The sequence below is a fragment of the Pseudomonas sp. LAMO17WK12:I5 genome, assembly GCF_900215165.1.
Lineage (GTDB): Bacteria > Pseudomonadota > Gammaproteobacteria > Pseudomonadales > Pseudomonadaceae > Aquipseudomonas > Aquipseudomonas putida_A.
Genome location: NZ_OBDS01000008.1, coordinates 256,585 through 273,898, shown reverse-complemented (window position 1 = coordinate 273,898; position 17,314 = coordinate 256,585). Strand labels below are relative to the sequence as shown.

Below are 17,314 nucleotides of genomic sequence, written 5' to 3'. Positions count from 1 at the left end.
AGCTGACTGCACTTTGTGAACTGGCCTTGAATGTGTGCCTGTCAGGCGAGTGAAAACTCTGCTCGACGGTGTAATTCAGGCCTCATGTCACCTGCGCTTGTTACAACTGCAAACTCCACCGTTACGTAGCGAAAGCCCCGTAGGACGGCCTCGCGTCCTGGTGAATTGCGTTGGTCAGGGCCGGTTTTTGACCGTGGTTCCGCTGTCCAGGCCGCTTTTGGCGGCGTTCGCGACTATAGCAGCAATGATTAAGTGCTTCAATTCCATAAAAATTGTTATCATCCGCGGCATGACAACTACTGCCCCTTCGACTCCAGGCGTTCAACTGCTTGAAGTCTCGCCGGAGTATGCCGGCCAACGAATCGACAATTTCCTCCTTGCCCGGCTCAAAGGCGTGCCCAAGACCCTGATTTACCGCATTTTGCGTAAAGGCGAAGTGCGCGTGAACAAGGGGCGGATCAAGCCCGAATACAAGCTGCAGGCCGGCGATATCGTGCGCGTGCCGCCGGTTCGTGTGCCTGAGCGCGACGAACCGGTGCCCTTGGCTCAAGGCCTGTTACAGCGCCTGGAAGCCTCGATTGTCTACGAAGACAAAGCCCTGATCGTGATCAACAAGCCCGCCGGCATTGCGGTTCACGGCGGCAGTGGCTTGAATTACGGCGTCATCGAAGCCTTTCGTCAGTTGCGCCCCGATGCCAAAGAGCTGGAGCTGGTTCACCGTCTCGACCGTGACACCTCCGGCCTGCTGATGATCGCCAAGAAGCGCAGCATGCTGCGGCACTTGCATGCCGCCCTGCGCGGTGACGGTGTCGACAAGCGCTACATGGCGCTGGTGCGCGGCAACTGGGCGACCTCGATCAAGCAAGTCCGTGCGGCGCTGGGCAAGAGCAACCTGCGCTCCGGCGAGCGCATGGTCGAGGTCGACGAGGAGGAGGGCAAGGAGTCGGTGACCGTGTTCAAGGTCCTGCGTCGTTTCGGCGACTTTGCCACTCTGATCGAAGCCAAGCCGATCACCGGTCGCACCCATCAGATCCGCGTCCATACGTTGCACGCCGGGCACTGCATTGCCGGCGACACCAAGTACGGCGATGACGGTTTCAGCAAGGAAATCCGTGATCTGGGCGGCAAGCGTCTGTTCCTGCACGCCTACATGCTGACCGTGCCGCTGCCCGATGGCGGTGAGCTCAAGTTGCAAGCACCAGTGGATGAAATGTGGGCCAAGACCGTGGAGCGATTGAGTGCGCCCATCTGATTACAAGCTGCTGATTTTCGATTGGGACGGCACCCTCGCTGATTCCATTGGTCGGATTGTCGAAGCGATGCATTCTGCGTCCGCGCGTTCCGGTTTCGAGTTGCGTGATGATTTTGCCGTCAAGGGCATCATCGGTCTGGGCTTGCCCGAGGCGATCCGCACCTTGTACCCGGACATCAGCGATGCCGAGATGACCCTGTTTCGCGAGTATTACGCCGACCACTACATCGCGGCAGAAGCCGTGCCTTCGCCGCTGTTCGAAGGCGTAGTGGAGTCGATGGCGTCGTTTCGCGAGCAGGGCTACCACCTGGCGGTCGCGACCGGCAAGAATCGTCGTGGACTGGATCGGGTGCTCAAGGCCAATGGCTGGGAAGATTATTTCGATATCACCCGTGCCGCTGACGAGACCGCGAGCAAGCCGCACCCGCTGATGCTCGAGCAGATTCTCGACCATTGCGGCGTGCGTCCCGAGCAGGCGTTGATGGTCGGGGATTCGTCCTTCGATCTGCTGATGGCGCGCAATGCAGGCATGGCGTCGGTGGCGGTCAGTTACGGTGCGCAGTCGATTGAATCGCTGCAACAGTTCGAACCGCGCCTGTCGATCGACCGTTTTAGTGAATTGCACGCCTGGCTGAGGCAGCAGGCTTAATATGTTTTTGCTGGGGTAGCGCATGACCGACGAATGGAAAGCATCGGCCAAGGCAAGTGCCGACGACGGTGACGAGAAAAGCTGGAAGCTGCTGGAAAAGACTTTGCTGGCCAGTGTGCAGGAGCAGCGTCGCTCACGGCGTTGGGGGATTTTCTTCAAGCTGCTGACGTTTGTTTATCTGTTTGTCGCGCTGATCCTGTTCACGCCGCTGATGGACATGGAAAAGAGCGCCACCCGTGGCCCGAACTACACCGCGCTGATCGACGTCACCGGCATGATTGCCGACAAGGAGCCTGCGAGCGCTGACAACATCGTCGGCAGCCTGCGTGCAGCCTTCGAGGACAAGAAGGTCAAGGGTGTGATCCTGCGGATCAACAGTCCTGGCGGCAGTCCGGTGCAGTCGGGTTATGTGTATGACGAGATCAAGCGTCTGCGCGGTCTGCACCCGGATACCAAGGTGTACGCGGTGATTTCCGATCTCGGTGCGTCCGGTGCCTATTACATCGCCAGTGCTGCGGATCAGATCTATGCCGACAAGGCCAGTCTGGTCGGCTCCATCGGTGTAACGGCCGCCGGTTACGGTTTCGTCGGCACCATGGACAAGCTCGGCGTCGAGCGTCGCACTTATACCTCGGGCGAGCACAAGTCGTTTCTGGATCCGTTCCAGCCACAGAAGCCTGACGAGACTGCGTTCTGGCAGGCCGTACTGGATACAACGCACAAGCAGTTCATCAACAGTGTCAAACAGGGTCGTGGCGATCGCCTGAAGGACAAGGAGCATCCGGAGTTGTTCTCCGGGCTGGTCTGGTCCGGCGAGCAGGCGCTGCCGTTGGGCTTGATCGATGGTCTGGGCAATGCCAGTTCGGTGGCGCGGGATGTGATCGGCGAGAAAGAGCTGGTGGATTTCACTGTGCAGGAATCGCCGTTCGACCGCTTCTCGAAGAAGCTCGGTGCCAGCGTGGCTGAGCAGTTGGCGATGTGGATGGGTTTCCACGGGCCTTCGTTGCGTTAAGCCTGGTGCAGTGTTGAAAAGAAACCGGCCTCAATGGCCGGTTTTTTGTGCGTTAAGGGATTTGCACGCCCTCGACCAGCAGCATGTCGATCAGGCGAATCAGCGGCAGACCGATCAGGCTGGTTGCATCAGGCCCTTCGGTGGACTGGAACAGACTCACGCCCAACCCTTCAGCCTTGAAGCTTCCGGCGCAGTCGTAGGGCTGCTCCAGGCGCAGGTAGCGTTCAATTCGCGCCTCGTCGAGCTGACGCATGTGCACGGTAAACGGCACGCAGTCGACCTGGCAGTGGCCGGTCTGGCTGTTGAGCAGCGCCAGGCCGGTGAGGAAGGTCACGCTGGCGCCGCTGGCGGCGAGTAGTTGCTCGCGAGCCTTGTCGAAGGTGTGTGGCTTGCCGATGATCTGATCGCCGAGCACTGCGACCTGATCCGAGCCAATAATCAGATGAGCGGGATGGCTCGCGGCGAGTGCGCGGGCTTTCTGTTCGGCGAGGCGCTTGACCAGTTCGATGGCGGATTCGCCCGGTCGGTGGCTTTCGTCGATATCCGGCGAGCTGCAGACGAACGGTAGGTGCAGGCGGGCGAGCAATTCCCGGCGATAGGTCGAGCTGGAAGCAAGTAATAAAGGCAGCATTGGCGTCTCCTGAGGCAGGCGCGAATTCTAGCGGAGGCACGCAAGTGACGGACAGGGCACAATTTCCTTTGACATGGGTGGGTGCATCCCTATAATGCTGCGCCTATGTTGAATGACCCGATTCCACCTCACGTTGACCCGCGCAAATTGGCTGACCGTGGCACCACCCTTCAAGGTGAACTGCTGCTGGCCGATTTGAAGAGACTCTGCGACCCGCTTTCCGACGATGTCGGTACGGTGCAGGCCAAATTCGTTTTTGAACGAGATGAACGTAAATCTGTGGTGATCCACAGCTTTATCGACACCGAAGTCAAAATGGTTTGCCAGCGTTGTCTTGAGCTGGTCACCCTGCCGATCCACAGCGAATGCAGTTACGCTGTAGTGAAGGAGGGTGCGAATACCCAGTCGTTACCGAAAGGTTATGACGTGCTGGAACTGGGCGAAGATCCATTGGATCTGCAGTCACTGATCGAGGAGGAGCTTCTGCTCGCCTTGCCCATTGTGCCTGCTCATCATCCGGAAGAATGCCAGCAGCCGGCGGGAGCAGATGAACCCGAACCGAGCGAGGACGAGGTAACGCGGTCCAACCCGTTCAGTGTATTGGCGCAGTTAAAGCGTGACCCAAACGTTTAGGAGTTAATCAATTATGGCTGTTCAGCAGAACAAAAAATCCCGCTCTGCCCGTGACATGCGCCGTTCGCACGACGCTCTCGAGGCTAGCACCCTGTCTGTAGAAAAAACAACTGGTGAAGTTCACCTGCGTCACCACGTATCGCCAGAAGGCGTATACCGTGGCCGTAAAGTGATCGACAAGGGCGCTGACGAGTAATCACTTGTCCGCTCAAGTCATCGCGATTGACGCAATGGGCGGGGACTTCGGTCCCCGCAGCATTGTTCAGGCCAGCCTTGCTTGCCTTTCTGCTACGCCCTCGCTGCACCTGACCCTCGTCGGTCAACCCTCCCTACTTGAAGAACTGATCAACGGCCAATCGGCTGCCGATCGCGCGCGCCTGACAATTGTCCCGGCGTCTGAAGTCATCACCATGGACGAAAAGCCGACCCAGGCCTTGCGTGGCAAGCCGGACTCGTCGATGCGTGTCGCCCTTGAACTGGTGCGTGACGGCAAGGCTCAGGCCTGTGTCAGTGCCGGCAATACCGGGGCCTTGATGGCGTTGTCGCGTTTCGTGCTCAAAACGTTGCCGGGGATTGATCGGCCGGCGATGGTGGCGGCGATTCCGACGCAGAAGGGTTATTGCCAGTTGCTCGACCTGGGCGCCAACGTCGATTGCAGCGCCGAGCATCTATTGCAGTTCGCGGTGATGGGCTCGGTGGCGGCGCAGACGCTGGGCATCGCCCGGCCGCGTGTCGCGTTGCTGAATATCGGCACCGAGGACATCAAGGGCAATCAGCAGGTCAAGCTGGCGGCGACCTTGTTGCAGGCGGCGCGCGGCATTAACTATATCGGTTTTGTCGAGGGCGATGGCCTGTATCGCGGCGAGGCGGATGTGGTGGTCTGTGACGGTTTTGTCGGCAATATCCTGCTCAAGTCCAGCGAGGGCCTGGCGACGATGATCGCCGCGCGCATTGAGGCCTTGTTCAGGAAAAACTTTGCTTCCCGCGTGGTAGGTGCTTTGGCCCTGCCATTGATGAAGCGCCTGCAGGCGGATCTCGCACCGGCGCGACATAACGGCGCAAGCTTCCTCGGCTTGCAGGGTATCGTGGTGAAAAGTCACGGTTCGGCCGGGGTTCAGGGTTTTCAGAGTGCGATTCAACGCGCGCTGATCGAGATTCAGGAGAACCTGCCCGAACGCCTCCACGGTCGTCTGGAGGATCTGTTGTCTTAGGCGTTTTCGTCGGACAATGCTTAAATGTGACCGCCCGGTTCAAAGGGCCATCCAACTGTCAGTTTCTTGCGTCCCCAACGGGGCGTCATTTTCGACGACAAGATCATTAGGGGCTTGTTACATGTCTGCTTCCCTCGCATTCGTCTTTCCAGGACAGGGTTCGCAGTCCCTCGGCATGCTGGCCGAGCTGGGCGCGGAATATCCGTTGATCCTCGAAACCTTCAAAGAAGCCTCCGCTGCTCTGGGCTATGACCTGTGGGCACTGACCCAGCAGGGCCCGGAAGAGCTGCTCAATCAAACCGACAAAACCCAACCGGCCATTCTGACCGCTTCGATCGCTCTGTGGCGTCTGTGGCTGGCTGAAGGTGGCGCGCGTCCGGCATTTGTTGCCGGTCACAGCCTGGGTGAATACAGCGCGCTGGTTGCTGCCGGCAGCCTGAGCCTGGCTGACGCGGTGAGGCTCGTTGAGCGCCGTGGACAGTTGATGCAGGAAGCCGTTCCGGCCGGGCAGGGCGGCATGGCTGCCATCCTCGGTCTGGAAGATGCCGACGTGCTGGCAGCCTGTGCCGAAGCGGCGCAGGGCGAAGTGGTCAGCGCGGTGAACTTCAACTCGCCGGGTCAGGTAGTGATTGCCGGCGCCAAGGCTGCGGTTGAACGTGCCATCGAGGGCTGCAAGGCCCGTGGCGCCAAGCGTGCCATGCCGTTGCCAGTGAGCGTGCCATCGCACTGCGAACTGATGCGTCCGGCTGCCGAGCGCTTTGCCGAATCCATCGCCGCCATCGACTGGCAGGCGCCGCAGATCCCGGTCGTACAGAACGTCAGCGCGCAAGTGCCGGCCGATCTGGAGACCCTCAAGCGTGATCTGCTCGAACAACTGTACAAGCCCGTTCGCTGGGTTGAATCGGTTCAGACGCTGGCTGCCAAAAGCGCTACCAGTCTGGTCGAGTGCGGCCCGGGCAAAGTGCTGGCCGGTCTGAACAAACGTTGCGCCGAAGGCGTTTCGACTTCCAATCTCAATACCCCAGACGCTTTCGCTGCCGCCCGTGCAGCGCTGGCCTGAATCAGGAGAAACTTGCATGAGTCTGCAAGGTAAAGTTGCACTGGTCACCGGTGCAAGCCGCGGTATCGGCCAGGCTATCGCACTGGAACTGGGTCGTCAGGGCGCCATCGTTGTTGGCACTGCGACCTCCGCCAAGGGTGCCGAGGCGATTGCTGCCACGCTCAAGGAGCACGGCATTCAAGGTACCGGCCTGGAGCTGAACGTCACCAGCGACGAATCCGTTGCCGCCGTGATCGCGAGCATTCAGGAGCAGTTCGGCGCGCCGGCGATTCTGGTCAATAATGCCGGCATCACCCGCGATAACCTGATGATGCGCATGAAAGACGATGAATGGTACGACGTGATCGATACCAACCTGAACAGTCTGTATCGCCTCTCCAAGGGCGTTTTGCGTGGCATGACCAAGGCGCGCTGGGGCCGAATTATCAGTATTGGCTCGGTGGTGGGTGCCATGGGCAACGCAGGCCAAGTAAACTATGCAGCCGCCAAGGCCGGTCTGGAAGGTTTCAGCCGTGCGATGGCGCGTGAAGTCGGTTCGCGTTCGATTACGGTCAACTCGGTAACCCCTGGGTTCATCGACACCGATATGACCCGCGAACTGCCGGAAGCACAGCGTGAAGCCTTGCAGACGCAGATTCCGCTGGGCCGTCTGGGACAAGCTCAAGAGATCGCCTCGGTGGTCGCTTTTCTTGCATCCGACGGTGCGGCATACGTCACTGGGGCTACAATCCCGGTGAACGGTGGGATGTACATGTAAGTAAAATGTGACGGATTGCTTCAAAAAAATGTCATACGAGCTGTCTAAAATCCGTTATAAAGCTGCAATCTATTTATAGGCAGAGGGCCGCAGGGTTTGAGGAGTGAAGCTTTCAGTTGAAAAGCTGAAAAGCCTTTCTATACACTTACCCACTGGCCAGCTGCCTGAATTTGTCCATTAGGAGTGAAAACAAGGTATGAGCACCATCGAAGAGCGCGTCAAGAAAATCGTTGCCGAGCAACTGGGCGTTAAAGAAGAAGAAGTGGTCAACACTGCTTCCTTCGTTGAAGACCTGGGTGCCGACTCCCTTGACACCGTTGAGCTGGTGATGGCTCTGGAAGAGGAATTCGAGACCGAAATCCCTGACGAAGAAGCTGAGAAGATCACTACTGTACAAGCTGCAATCGACTACGTTACTAGCCACCAGGCGTAATAGTTTGTAATCGTTGTCTGCTGTCATGGAAAAACCGCACTGCCATCATGGCGTGCGGTTTTTTCTTTAGGCCTGATGCAAAGTCGTCATTTGAAAAAGGAGAGTGCTGTGTCGCGTAGACGCGTCGTAGTCACCGGTATGGGTATGTTGTCGCCACTGGGCACGGATGTGCCGAGCAGTTGGCAGGGCATTCTGGCTGGCCGCAGTGGCATTGGTCTGATCGAACACACCGACCTTTCTGCCTATTCCACCCGTTTTGGCGGCTCGGTAAAGGGCTTCAATGTCGAGGAATACCTGTCGGTCAAGGAAGCACGCAAGCTCGACCTGTTCATTCAGTACGGTCTGGCCGCGGGTTTTCAGGCTGTTCGCAACGCCGGTCTGGAAGTCACCGACGCCAACCGTGAGCGCATTGGCGTGGCCATGGGCTCGGGCATCGGCGGTCTGACCAACATCGAAGAAACCAGCCGTACCCTGCATGAGACGGGCCCGCGTCGAATTTCGCCATTCTTCGTGCCAGGCTCGATCATCAATATGATTTCCGGTTTTCTGTCCATCCACCTGGGTGCACAGGGGCCGAACTACGCCATTTCCACTGCTTGTACCACCGGTACGCACTGCATTGGCATGGCCGCGCGCAACATCATGTACGACGAAGCCGACGTAATGATCGCCGGTGGTGCCGAGATGGCCGCGTGCGGTCTGGGCATGGGCGGCTTCGGCGCGTCCCGTGCGCTGTCGACCCGCAACGACGAGCCGACTCGCGCCAGTCGTCCATGGGACAAGGGTCGTGATGGCTTCGTGCTGTCTGACGGTGCCGGTGCGCTGGTACTCGAAGAACTCGAGCACGCCAAGGCCCGTGGCGCCACGATCTACGCCGAGCTGATCGGCTTCGGCACCAGTGGCGATGCGTTCCACATGACGTCGCCACCCGCTGATGGCGCCGGTGCAGCCCGCTGCATCACCAATGCGCTGCGCGATGCGAAGATCAACATCGACCAGGTGCAGTACATCAACGCCCACGGTACTTCGACCCCGGCCGGCGACCTTGCCGAAGCCAACGCGATCAAGACCGTGTTCGGTGAGCACGCCTACAACCTGGCGGTCAGCTCCACCAAGTCCATGACCGGTCACCTGTTGGGTGCGGCGGGCGCGGTCGAGGCGATCTTCAGCGTACTGGCGATCAACAGTCAGGTGGCACCGCCGACCATCAACCTCGATGAGCCGGATGAAGGCTGCGATCTCGATTTCGTGCCGCACACTGCGCGCAACATGGACATCGACGTCGTACTGTCCAACTCCTTCGGGTTTGGCGGCACCAACGGCACGTTGGCATTCCGCCGGTTCGCCGGTTGATGGACAGCTGGGTCGACGGTCAACCGGCTGACGCTCTGTCGCTGAAAGATCGCGGCCTGGCTTACGGTGATGGTCTGTTCGAGACCATTGCCGTGCACGGCGGCCAGCCGGTATTGCTGGATCGTCACCTGACGCGTTTGGCCGAGGGCTGCTCGCGTCTGGCCATCGCCGGGGATATCGAGCGGGTTCGCAGCGAGCTACTGGCTTATGCCGCGGCAATGGGCGAGGGCGTGCTCAAGCTCATTCTCACCCGTGGTGACGGCTTGCGTGGCTACGCGCCCGATCCTGCGGCGCAGGGCCGACGCATTCTGCAAGGCAGTCCGCCTGCGGCTTATCCTGCTGTGCATGGCGAGCAGGGCGTGCGCCTGTTTCCCTGCGTCACGCGGTTATCCAACCAGCCGTTGCTGGCCGGTCTCAAGCATCTGAATCGTCTGGAGCAAGTGCTCGCCCGCGCCGAATGGCACGATGGCGAACATGCCGAAGGCTTGATGCTTGATCAGGCCGGGCGCGTCATCGAAGGCGTATTCAGCAACCTGTTTCTGGTGCGCGACGGCGTACTGATCACCCCGGATCTGAAGCGCTGTGGCGTGGCCGGTGTGATGCGTGCTGAAATATTGTTTCAGGCCGAGTCATTGGCCATCCCTATCCAAATCACCGACATCAGCCTCGAACAGCTGCAATGGGCTGATGAAGTCTTTATGTGCAACAGCGTGTATGGCGTCTGGCCGGTACGCGCCTACGCTGCACTGAGCTGGCCGGTTGGCCCGCTCACCCGTAAACTGCAAACCATTGCCCGTGCGCTACTGGATGCCTGATTCGTGAGACGTAAACTCTTGCTGCTGCTGGAAACCGGACTGGTTCTGGCAGGGCTGCTGATGGGCGCCAGCGCCTGGAAAATTCATTCGGCGCTGGAACAGCCCCTGAACATCACGCAGGAAGAACTGCTGGATGTGCCGAAAGGCTCGACGCCGACCCGTACCTTTCTTGAACTTGAAACCGATGGGGTCATCAAGGACGCCTTCTGGTTGCGCATCTACTGGCGCTTCAATCTGGCCGGCACACCGATCCATACCGGCGAATACCGCATGCAGCCGGGCATGACTGTCAACGGTCTGATCGACCTGTGGAAGCGCGGCGAAGTGGTGCAGTACAGCCTGACACTGGTCGAGGGCTGGAATTTCCACCAGGTCCGTGCCGCGCTGGCAAAAGACGAAAAGATCGAGCAGACCCTCAAGGGCTTGAGCGACAGCGAAGTGATGGAGAAAATCGGCCATCGCGGGCTGTTCCCGGAAGGGCGATTCTTCCCGGATACCTACCGCTTTGTGCGCGGTGTTTCCGACGTCGAATTGCTGAAGAAAGCCTTCGACCGCCTCGACGAGGTGTTGGCCAAGGAGTGGGAGAACCGCTCCGCTGATGCGCCGTACAGCGAGCCATATCAGGCGCTGATCATGGCCTCGCTGGTAGAGAAGGAAACCGGTGTGCCGCAGGAGCGTGGGCAGATTGCCGGCGTGTTCGTGCGCCGCATGGCGCTGGGCATGCAGTTGCAAACCGACCCGACCGTGATCTACGGCCTGGGCGATCGCTACACCGGCAAGTTGACCCGTGCTCATCTCAAGGAGCCGACGCCCTACAACACCTATGTGATTCCCGGATTGCCGCCGACGCCGATTGCCATGGTCGGCCGCGAGGCGATTCACGCCGCGCTCAATCCGGTGGAAGGCAACAGCCTGTATTTCGTCGCCCGTGGCGATGGTAGCCATGTGTTCTCTGATGACCTTGATGCGCACAACAGTGCAGTGCGCGAGTTCCAGCTCAAGCGTCGCGCCGATTACCGCTCCAGCCCGGCCCCGGTGAATGCGCCGGCTGTTCCGGCTTCGGCGACCGAGGAGGCGACTCCTGCGGCGTCCCCGGATACCGCGCCTGAAGCGCTGCCGCAGGTTCCCGCTCAGGAACCCGCACCGACGCCGGCTCCTGCTGCCGAACCCGCGACGACCGCACCGCAAAACGCGCAATGACTTTGATTAAGGACTGCCTGTGACTGGCTTGTTTATTACCCTGGAAGGCCCGGAAGGCGCCGGCAAGAGCACCAACCGCGAATACCTCGCCGAGCGTCTGCGCGCCGAAGGTATCGAAGTGGTACTGACCCGCGAGCCCGGCGGTACGCCACTCGCCGAGCGCATTCGCGATGTGCTGCTGGCCCCGGCCGATGAAGTCATGAACCCCGATACCGAGCTGTTGCTGGTGTTCGCCGCGCGCGCCCAGCATCTGGCCGAAGTGATCCGTCCGGCGCTGGCGCGCGGCGCGGTGGTGTTGTGCGATCGTTTCACCGACTCGACTTACGCCTATCAGGGCGGAGGTCGTGGTTTGTCGCTGGAACGCATTGCTGCGCTGGAGACGTTCGTTCAGGGCGACCTGCGTCCGGATCTGACGCTGATTTTCGATCTGCCGGTGGAAATCGGCCTGGCCCGCGCCAGTGCCCGTGGCCGTCTGGATCGATTTGAACTGGAAGGACGGGCGTTTTTCGAAGCGGTACGCAATGCGTTTCTGCAACGCGCCGAGGCTGATCCGGCGCGCTATGTGCGCATCGATGCCGGTCAGCCATTGGTCAAGGTTCAGCAATCACTGGACACCTTGATTCCGAACTTGCTGGAGCTGATTCGTGGCTGAGGCCTATCCATGGCAGGACAGCCTCTGGCAGCAACTGGCCGGACGTAGCCAGCACGCCCACGCGTACTTGCTGCACGGTCCGGCCGGGATCGGCAAGCGCGCGTTGGCCGAGCGCCTGATGGCCAGCCTGCTGTGTCAGCGTCCGACCCCCGAGGCGTGCGGTGAGTGCAAATCCTGCCTGTTGCTCAAGGCCGGCAGCCATCCGGACAATTACATCCTTGAGCCGGAAGAAGCCGACAAGGCGATCAAGGTCGACCAGGTCCGTGATCTGGTCAGTTTCGTGGTGCAGACCGCGCAACTGGGCGGGCGCAAGGTGGTGCTGATCGAGCCGGTGGAGTCGATGAACATCAACGCCGCCAACGCTTTGCTCAAGAGCCTCGAAGAGCCGTCCGGCGATACCGTGCTGTTGCTGGTCAGCCACCAGCCGAGCCGTTTGCTGCCGACGATCAAGAGCCGCTGTGTACAGCAGGCATGTCCGCTGCCGGGCGAGGCCATGAGCCTGCAGTGGCTGGCGCAAGCGCTGCCGGAGTGTTCCGAAGAGGAACGCGTCGAATTGCTGACGCTAGCGGCTGGTTCGCCGTTGGCGGCAGTCAGCCTGCAGTCCCAGGGCGTGCGTGAACAGCGGGCGCAGGTGGTCGAAGGGGTGAAGAAGCTGCTCAAACAGCAGCAATCGCCGACGCAACTGGCCGAAGAGTGGAAAAGCATTCCGATGCTGCGCCTGTTCGACTGGTTCTGTGACTGGTCGAGCCTGATCCTGCGCTACCAACTGACCCAGGATGAAGCCGGCCTCGGTCTGAGCGACATGCGCAAAGTCGTGCAGTACCTGGCGCAGAAAAGCGCCCAAGGCAAAGTCCTCGATATTCAGGACTGGATTCTCGCCCAGCGGCAGAAAGTCCTGAGCAAAGCCAACCTCAATCCGGCACTGCTGCTGGAAGCGTTGTTGGTGCAATGGGCGGGATTGCCTGGTCAAAGATAAGAATGTGTACCTAGACTCTGAACATCAGCAGTGGAGGTCAACATGAATGAAGCCATCAGCCCCGGGCCGCGCAACGGCATCCTGTCCCTGACGATCAAGGACAAATCGGTGCTTTACGCCGCCTACATGCCGTTCATCAAGAACGGTGGCCTGTTCATCCCGACCAACAAGAGCTACAAGTTGGGCGACGAGGTGTTCATGCTGCTGAACCTGATGGACGAGGCGGAGAAGATTCCGGTGGCCGGCAAGGTCGCCTGGATCACCCCCAAAGGTGCGCAAGGCAATCGTGCCGCCGGTGTCGGCGTGCAGTTCAATGAAGGCGACAACACCGCCCGCAGTCGAATTGAAACCCATCTGGCCGGAGCACTGAAATCCGACCGTCCCACTCATACGATGTAAGTAGCCGTCTTTTTTATGCTCGTAGATTCCCATTGTCACCTTGATCGCCTCGACCTCGCCGCCCATGACGGTTCGCTGGATGCTGCACTCGATGCGGCTCGCCAGCGAGGGGTAGGACACTTCCTGTGTATCGGCGTGAGTGCCGATAACGCCGCCGACGTCAAAGCCCTCGCCGAGCGCTACGACGACGTCGATTGCTCGGTTGGTGTGCACCCATTGGATGTGCAACCGGGCGCGGCGCCTGCACTTGACTGGCTGCTGCACGAACTCAATCACCCGAAAGTGGTGGCGATCGGCGAAACCGGTCTGGATTATCACTACGAACCGGAAGCCGCCGAGCTGCAGCAGGCATCCTTCCGCCTGCACCTGCAAGCCGCACAGCAGACTGGTAAGCCGGTGATCATCCACACCCGCGGCGCCCGTGCCGATACCCTCAAGCTGCTGCGTGAAGCGGCATTGCCCCAGGCCGGTGTGCTGCATTGCTTCACCGAAGACTGGGACATGGCCAAAGCCGCGCTGGACATGGGCTACTACATTTCCCTGTCGGGCATCGTCACCTTCCGCAATGCCGACGCCCTGCGTGATGTGGCGAGCAAAGTGCCGGCCGATCGCTTGCTGGTGGAGACCGACTCGCCGTATCTGGCGCCGATCCCTTATCGCGGCAAGCCGAACCTGCCGCAGTATGTGCGTGAGGTGGCGGAGTTTCTGGCGATGCTGCGTGGGGAGAGCTACGAGCGGTTTGCCGAGCAGACCACCGAGAACTTCAAGCGCCTGTTTCCGCTGGCCTCTGTCAAATCTGCCATGTAGGTCACCGCCAAATCGCAGGCAAAAAAAACCCGGGTTCTGGGGGGTGAATCCGGGTTAAGACCATTAGGAGTAAAACAAAGGCACGCGGTCCCTTGGTACCTTTACCGGCACGGCACTTGGGGGAGATGCCGCCCGACAGTTCAAGTATTGATCAGTCTGGCGTTCAGTCCAGTTAGCCGGTCGAGGTTTTTAAACAAATTTGGAATACGTGCGCTTCAGTTGAGTTCTCATTGCACCCCTGGCGTTCGCAAAATGAACAAGAAACGCAGATATGGTCGGATGATCCGTGCATTTTTGTGCAAGTTAGGCATAATACGCGGCTTCGAATTTTGACCCCTACAGACCTTTTCTTATGCACAAAGAACCTCGTAAGGTCCGTGAGTTTCGTCGCCGCGAGCAAGAAATTCTCGATACCGCGCTCAAGCTGTTCCTCGAACAAGGTGAAGACAGTGTCACCGTCGAGATGATTGCTGATGCCGTGGGTATCGGCAAAGGCACGATCTATAAGCATTTCAAATCCAAGGCCGAGATCTATCTGCGCCTGATGCTCGATTACGAGCGTGATTTGAACGAGCTGCTGCATTCGGCCGATGTCGACAAGGACAAGGAAGCGCTGTCCCGTGCCTACTTCGAATTCCGCATGCGCGACCCGCAGCGCTACCGCCTGTTCGACCGTCTCGAAGAGAAGGTGGTAAAAGGCAATCAGGTGCCGGAAATGGTCGAGGAGCTGCACAAGATCCGTGCCTCGAACTTCGAACGCCTGACCCTGCTCATCAAAGGCCGGATCAGCGAAGGCAAGCTCGAAGACGTGCCGCCATACTTCCACTACTGCGCGTCCTGGGCGCTGGTGCACGGCGCGGTGGCGCTGTATCACTCGCCGTTCTGGAGCAATGTGCTGGAAGATCAGGAAGGTTTCTTCCAGTTCCTGATGGACATCGGCGTGCGCATGGGCAACAAGCGCAAGCGCGACCCGGAAACACCGAGCAGCTGAATCATTCAGCGGCCTTATTGCGCCATGATTTCGCTACATGACGCAGTACCGCAGGAATATACTCAGGCATAGGGCTTGCTAAAACTTGATTTGTGAGTCAAGTTTTAGCGGCTCGAAATTCTATCGCCGGAGTGATCATGATCGTTGACCGTCAAGGCAGGCGTTTTCGCAATTTGCGCATCAGCCTGACTTCAGCCTGCAATTACGCCTGTACCTACTGCGTGCCCAACGGCAAGCGGCTGGTGGCTGCGCAGGATGAACTGTCGGCCGAGGCCATGGCCCGCGGCGTGGCTTATCTGATCGAAGCCGCCGGCATCGAGCGCTTGCGCATCACCGGTGGCGAGCCGCTGGTCAGCCCCAAACTCGAATCTTTCATGAGCGCCGTCGGCAAGATGGGCCTGGAAGACATCAGCCTGACCACCAACGGTCAACTCCTGGCGAAGAAGCTGCCGCTGCTGGTGGATGCCGGCCTGCGCCGGATCAACGTTTCTCTCGATACCCTGGATGCCGGTGCGTTCCGCAGCATTGCCCGTGGCGGCGATCTGGCGACCGTGCTCGATGGCATGGACCAGGCGAAAGCGGCGGGACTGAAGATCAAGGTCAACATGGTGCCGTTGCGTGGGCAGAACCTGGATCAGGTGATGCCGCTGCTCGATTACTGCCTGGAACGGGGCTATGAGTTGCGTTTCATCGAGTTGATGCGCATGGGCCACCTCGCCACCGACTCCAACGCCTTCCTGCAACAGTTCGTCAGCCTGCAGCAACTGCTGAGCCTGATCGGCGAGCGCTACGAGTACGCCCAGGCAGATGCGCCGGTGGATGCCACGGCCGTGCGCTATGCGATACCGGGCCGCGGCCATTTCGGCGTGATCGCCAACGAAAGCGTGCCGTTCTGCAGAACCTGTTCGCGTTTGCGTCTGTCGTCGACCGGCTGGCTGCATGGCTGCCTGTCGTCGAGCAACCGCCACTATGTCGGTGATCTGCTCGACAAGCCTCGCCATCAGGCGTTGCCGGCGTTGCAGCGTCTGTTGGTCAAGGCGTTGGGCGACAAGCAGGAAGTGGCGTTCTCCGGTGGCGCGACAATCATGAAGATCATCGGCGGTTGATCTCTATTTTTCGCGAGCAGGCTCGCTCCCACATTGATTTGCGCAATCCTGTGGGAGCGAGCCTGCTCGCGAAAGCGATTCATCATTCGACAAAGATCCTGAGCTGGCGCAAAAGCTGCATCCAACGGCCATTCGCCGGTTTTCCGTCACCGGCTTCTGGAGGATGAGGATGCGTAGCCTGGTTTTGCTGCTGGCCGTTTTGGCGCTCGGCGGCTGTATGACTGTCAGCGATATGGCCGAAGGCACTCGCTATCAGATGAGCGACGCGGGGCTGCTGGATCACAGCGACAGCCGTCGGGTGAACAACTTCCGCATTCAGCCGGATTCGTTCATCTACATCGCTCAGGGCGCATTTGCACCGCCGGGTGGCTCCTATCCGCGCCCGAACGTGGTGGCAGAAGAAGCGTTCAAGGGTTTTGTCGAATACTTCCCGATGGTCCGCCGCGCGCGTGCCCCTGAAGGCCTCGATCAGGCGATGGGCGAAGCCCGCGATGCCGGCGCGCACTACCTGCTGTACACCCGTTTCGCCAAGGCTGACGACCGTATCGGTAACTCTGACGAATGGCTCGATCAGGAGGCCGTGGATCGCCTCGGCATCGATGGCGGGGTGATTCAGATCATGTTGATCGAGACCAGCACCCAGTATTTGATTGATACTGCACGGATCAAGAGTCGTGGCGGTTTACTGACGTTCCACGATAACAAGCCGGAAGACCTGATCGGCCCGCCGCTGGCGCAATACGCGCGCAGCCTGCTGGGAGTCGGCGACCAATAAACCAAGGAGTACGCCATGAGTGGACCGCAAAAAGCCAATGACCTGTTGGGGCAGATCCCCAAAACCAAAGGCCTGCCGCCGGTGCACTTGTGGAACCCGGACTTCTGCGGCGACATCGATATGCGCATCGCCCGCGACGGCACCTGGTATTACCTGGGCACGCCGATCGGGCGCAAGCCGATGGTCAAGCTGTTCTCCACCATCATCCGCCGCGACGGCGATGATTACTTCCTGATTACCCCGGTCGAAAAGGTCGGGATCAAAGTCGACGATGCGCCGTTCGTGGCGATTGCCGTGGAAGCCGAAGGCGAGGGCGAAGCGCAGGTCCTGCGTTTCACTACCAACGTTGAAGAGACTGCTGAGGCCGGGCCGGAACATCCGATCCGCGTCGAGATCGACCCGGTGACTCAGGAACCCGCGCCTTATGTGCACGTGCGCACCAACCTCGAAGCGTTGATTCACCGCAATGTGTTTTACCAACTGGTGGAACTGGCGGTCAGTCGTGAGATCGATGGGCAGCGCTGGTTGGGTGTGTGGAGCGGCGGCGAGTTCTTCCGGATCGGCCTCGAACCCTGACAATGAATCAAATGTGGGAGGGGGCT

General features: G+C 59.7%; 21 protein-coding genes. 20 read left to right on the top strand and 1 reads right to left on the bottom strand.

The genetic code is table 11. From position 1 onward, the window contains the following. Positions 1–289 precede the first annotated feature (289 nt). Genes rluC through sppA form a run of 3 tightly spaced genes read left to right on the top strand, consistent with a single transcriptional unit; the run spans position 290 to position 2,913 of the window. A complete protein-coding gene (gene rluC, locus CRO59_RS16345; RefSeq protein WP_007950779.1) occupies positions 290–1,252 on the top strand; it encodes a 23S rRNA pseudouridine(955/2504/2580) synthase RluC in 963 nt (320 codons plus the stop codon). Beyond that, the gene (locus CRO59_RS16340) at positions 1,239–1,901 is read left to right on the top strand and encodes an HAD-IA family hydrolase (protein WP_097088454.1); all 663 of its coding nucleotides are present in this window, start codon (positions 1,239–1,241) and stop codon (positions 1,899–1,901) included. Before rluC ends, CRO59_RS16340 begins: the two co-directional genes overlap by 14 nt. 22 nt (positions 1,902–1,923) lie before the next feature. After that, positions 1,924–2,913: a signal peptide peptidase SppA gene (gene sppA, locus CRO59_RS16335; protein ID WP_097088452.1), complete on the top strand. Its 990-nt coding sequence runs from the start codon at positions 1,924–1,926 to the stop codon at positions 2,911–2,913. A 52-nt stretch (positions 2,914–2,965) separates the two neighbouring features. On the opposite strand, the gene CRO59_RS16330 is transcribed toward sppA, so the two are convergent. Continuing rightward, the gene (locus CRO59_RS16330; RefSeq protein ID WP_097088450.1) at positions 2,966–3,544 is read right to left on the bottom strand and encodes a nucleoside triphosphate pyrophosphatase; all 579 of its coding nucleotides are present in this window, start codon (positions 3,542–3,544) and stop codon (positions 2,966–2,968) included. 105 nt (positions 3,545–3,649) lie between these two features. On the opposite strand from CRO59_RS16330, the gene CRO59_RS16325 reads away from it, so the two are divergent. From CRO59_RS16325 to CRO59_RS16245, 17 genes are all read left to right on the top strand, one after another. Beyond that, positions 3,650–4,177: a YceD family protein gene (locus CRO59_RS16325; RefSeq protein ID WP_003204262.1), complete on the top strand. Its 528-nt coding sequence runs from the start codon at positions 3,650–3,652 to the stop codon at positions 4,175–4,177. 13 nt (positions 4,178–4,190) lie between these two features. Continuing rightward, on the top strand, positions 4,191–4,373 hold the full coding sequence (rpmF, locus tag CRO59_RS16320) for a 50S ribosomal protein L32 (protein WP_003179396.1): 183 nt from the start codon (positions 4,191–4,193) through the stop codon (positions 4,371–4,373). Between the two features lie 4 nt (positions 4,374–4,377). Then, positions 4,378–5,388 (top strand): phosphate acyltransferase PlsX, encoded by a 1,011-nt coding sequence (plsX, locus tag CRO59_RS16315; protein WP_080963300.1) that lies wholly within the window; start codon positions 4,378–4,380, stop codon positions 5,386–5,388. A 121-nt stretch (positions 5,389–5,509) separates the two neighbouring features. Then, entirely contained in the window at positions 5,510–6,448 is a 939-nt protein-coding gene (gene fabD / locus CRO59_RS16310) for an ACP S-malonyltransferase (RefSeq protein WP_096794881.1), read from the top strand. 16 nt (positions 6,449–6,464) lie between these two features. Further along, a complete protein-coding gene (gene fabG / locus CRO59_RS16305) occupies positions 6,465–7,205 on the top strand; it encodes a 3-oxoacyl-ACP reductase FabG (protein WP_027612356.1) in 741 nt (246 codons plus the stop codon). 196 nt (positions 7,206–7,401) lie between these two features. Continuing rightward, the gene (acpP, locus tag CRO59_RS16300) at positions 7,402–7,638 is read left to right on the top strand and encodes an acyl carrier protein (protein ID WP_003175607.1); all 237 of its coding nucleotides are present in this window, start codon (positions 7,402–7,404) and stop codon (positions 7,636–7,638) included. Positions 7,639–7,746: 108 nt separating this feature from the next. Continuing rightward, positions 7,747–8,991: a beta-ketoacyl-ACP synthase II gene (gene fabF / locus CRO59_RS16295; RefSeq protein ID WP_027612357.1), complete on the top strand. Its 1,245-nt coding sequence runs from the start codon at positions 7,747–7,749 to the stop codon at positions 8,989–8,991. Beyond that, complete coding sequence (gene pabC, locus CRO59_RS16290; RefSeq protein ID WP_027612358.1) at positions 8,991–9,806, top strand: aminodeoxychorismate lyase; 816 nt, start codon at positions 8,991–8,993, stop codon at positions 9,804–9,806. Before fabF ends, pabC begins: the two co-directional genes overlap by 1 nt. Positions 9,807–9,809: 3 nt before the next feature. Further along, entirely contained in the window at positions 9,810–11,006 is a 1,197-nt protein-coding gene (gene mltG, locus CRO59_RS16285) for an endolytic transglycosylase MltG (RefSeq protein ID WP_096794882.1), read from the top strand. A 19-nt stretch (positions 11,007–11,025) separates the two neighbouring features. Beyond that, entirely contained in the window at positions 11,026–11,658 is a 633-nt protein-coding gene (tmk, locus tag CRO59_RS16280) for a dTMP kinase (RefSeq protein WP_096794883.1), read from the top strand. Next, positions 11,651–12,634 (top strand): DNA polymerase III subunit delta', encoded by a 984-nt coding sequence (locus CRO59_RS16275; protein WP_027612361.1) that lies wholly within the window; start codon positions 11,651–11,653, stop codon positions 12,632–12,634. Before tmk ends, CRO59_RS16275 begins: the two co-directional genes overlap by 8 nt. A 42-nt stretch (positions 12,635–12,676) precedes the next feature. After that, positions 12,677–13,033, top strand: a complete 357-nt coding sequence (locus CRO59_RS16270; protein WP_027612362.1) for a PilZ domain-containing protein — start codon at positions 12,677–12,679, stop codon at positions 13,031–13,033. Positions 13,034–13,048: 15 nt separating this feature from the next. Then, positions 13,049–13,840 (top strand): TatD family hydrolase, encoded by a 792-nt coding sequence (locus CRO59_RS16265; protein ID WP_027612363.1) that lies wholly within the window; start codon positions 13,049–13,051, stop codon positions 13,838–13,840. 352 nt (positions 13,841–14,192) lie between these two features. Then, positions 14,193–14,831 (top strand): TetR/AcrR family transcriptional regulator, encoded by a 639-nt coding sequence (locus CRO59_RS16260; protein WP_007950805.1) that lies wholly within the window; start codon positions 14,193–14,195, stop codon positions 14,829–14,831. 137 nt (positions 14,832–14,968) lie between these two features. Next, positions 14,969–15,937, top strand: a complete 969-nt coding sequence (locus tag CRO59_RS16255) for a GTP 3',8-cyclase MoaA (RefSeq protein WP_027612364.1) — start codon at positions 14,969–14,971, stop codon at positions 15,935–15,937. A gap of 169 nt (positions 15,938–16,106) precedes the next feature. Then, the gene (locus tag CRO59_RS16250; protein ID WP_007967613.1) at positions 16,107–16,712 is read left to right on the top strand and encodes a DUF4823 domain-containing protein; all 606 of its coding nucleotides are present in this window, start codon (positions 16,107–16,109) and stop codon (positions 16,710–16,712) included. 15 nt (positions 16,713–16,727) lie between these two features. After that, complete coding sequence (locus CRO59_RS16245; protein WP_097088448.1) at positions 16,728–17,288, top strand: DUF1285 domain-containing protein; 561 nt, start codon at positions 16,728–16,730, stop codon at positions 17,286–17,288. Positions 17,289–17,314: the final 26 nt, after the last annotated feature.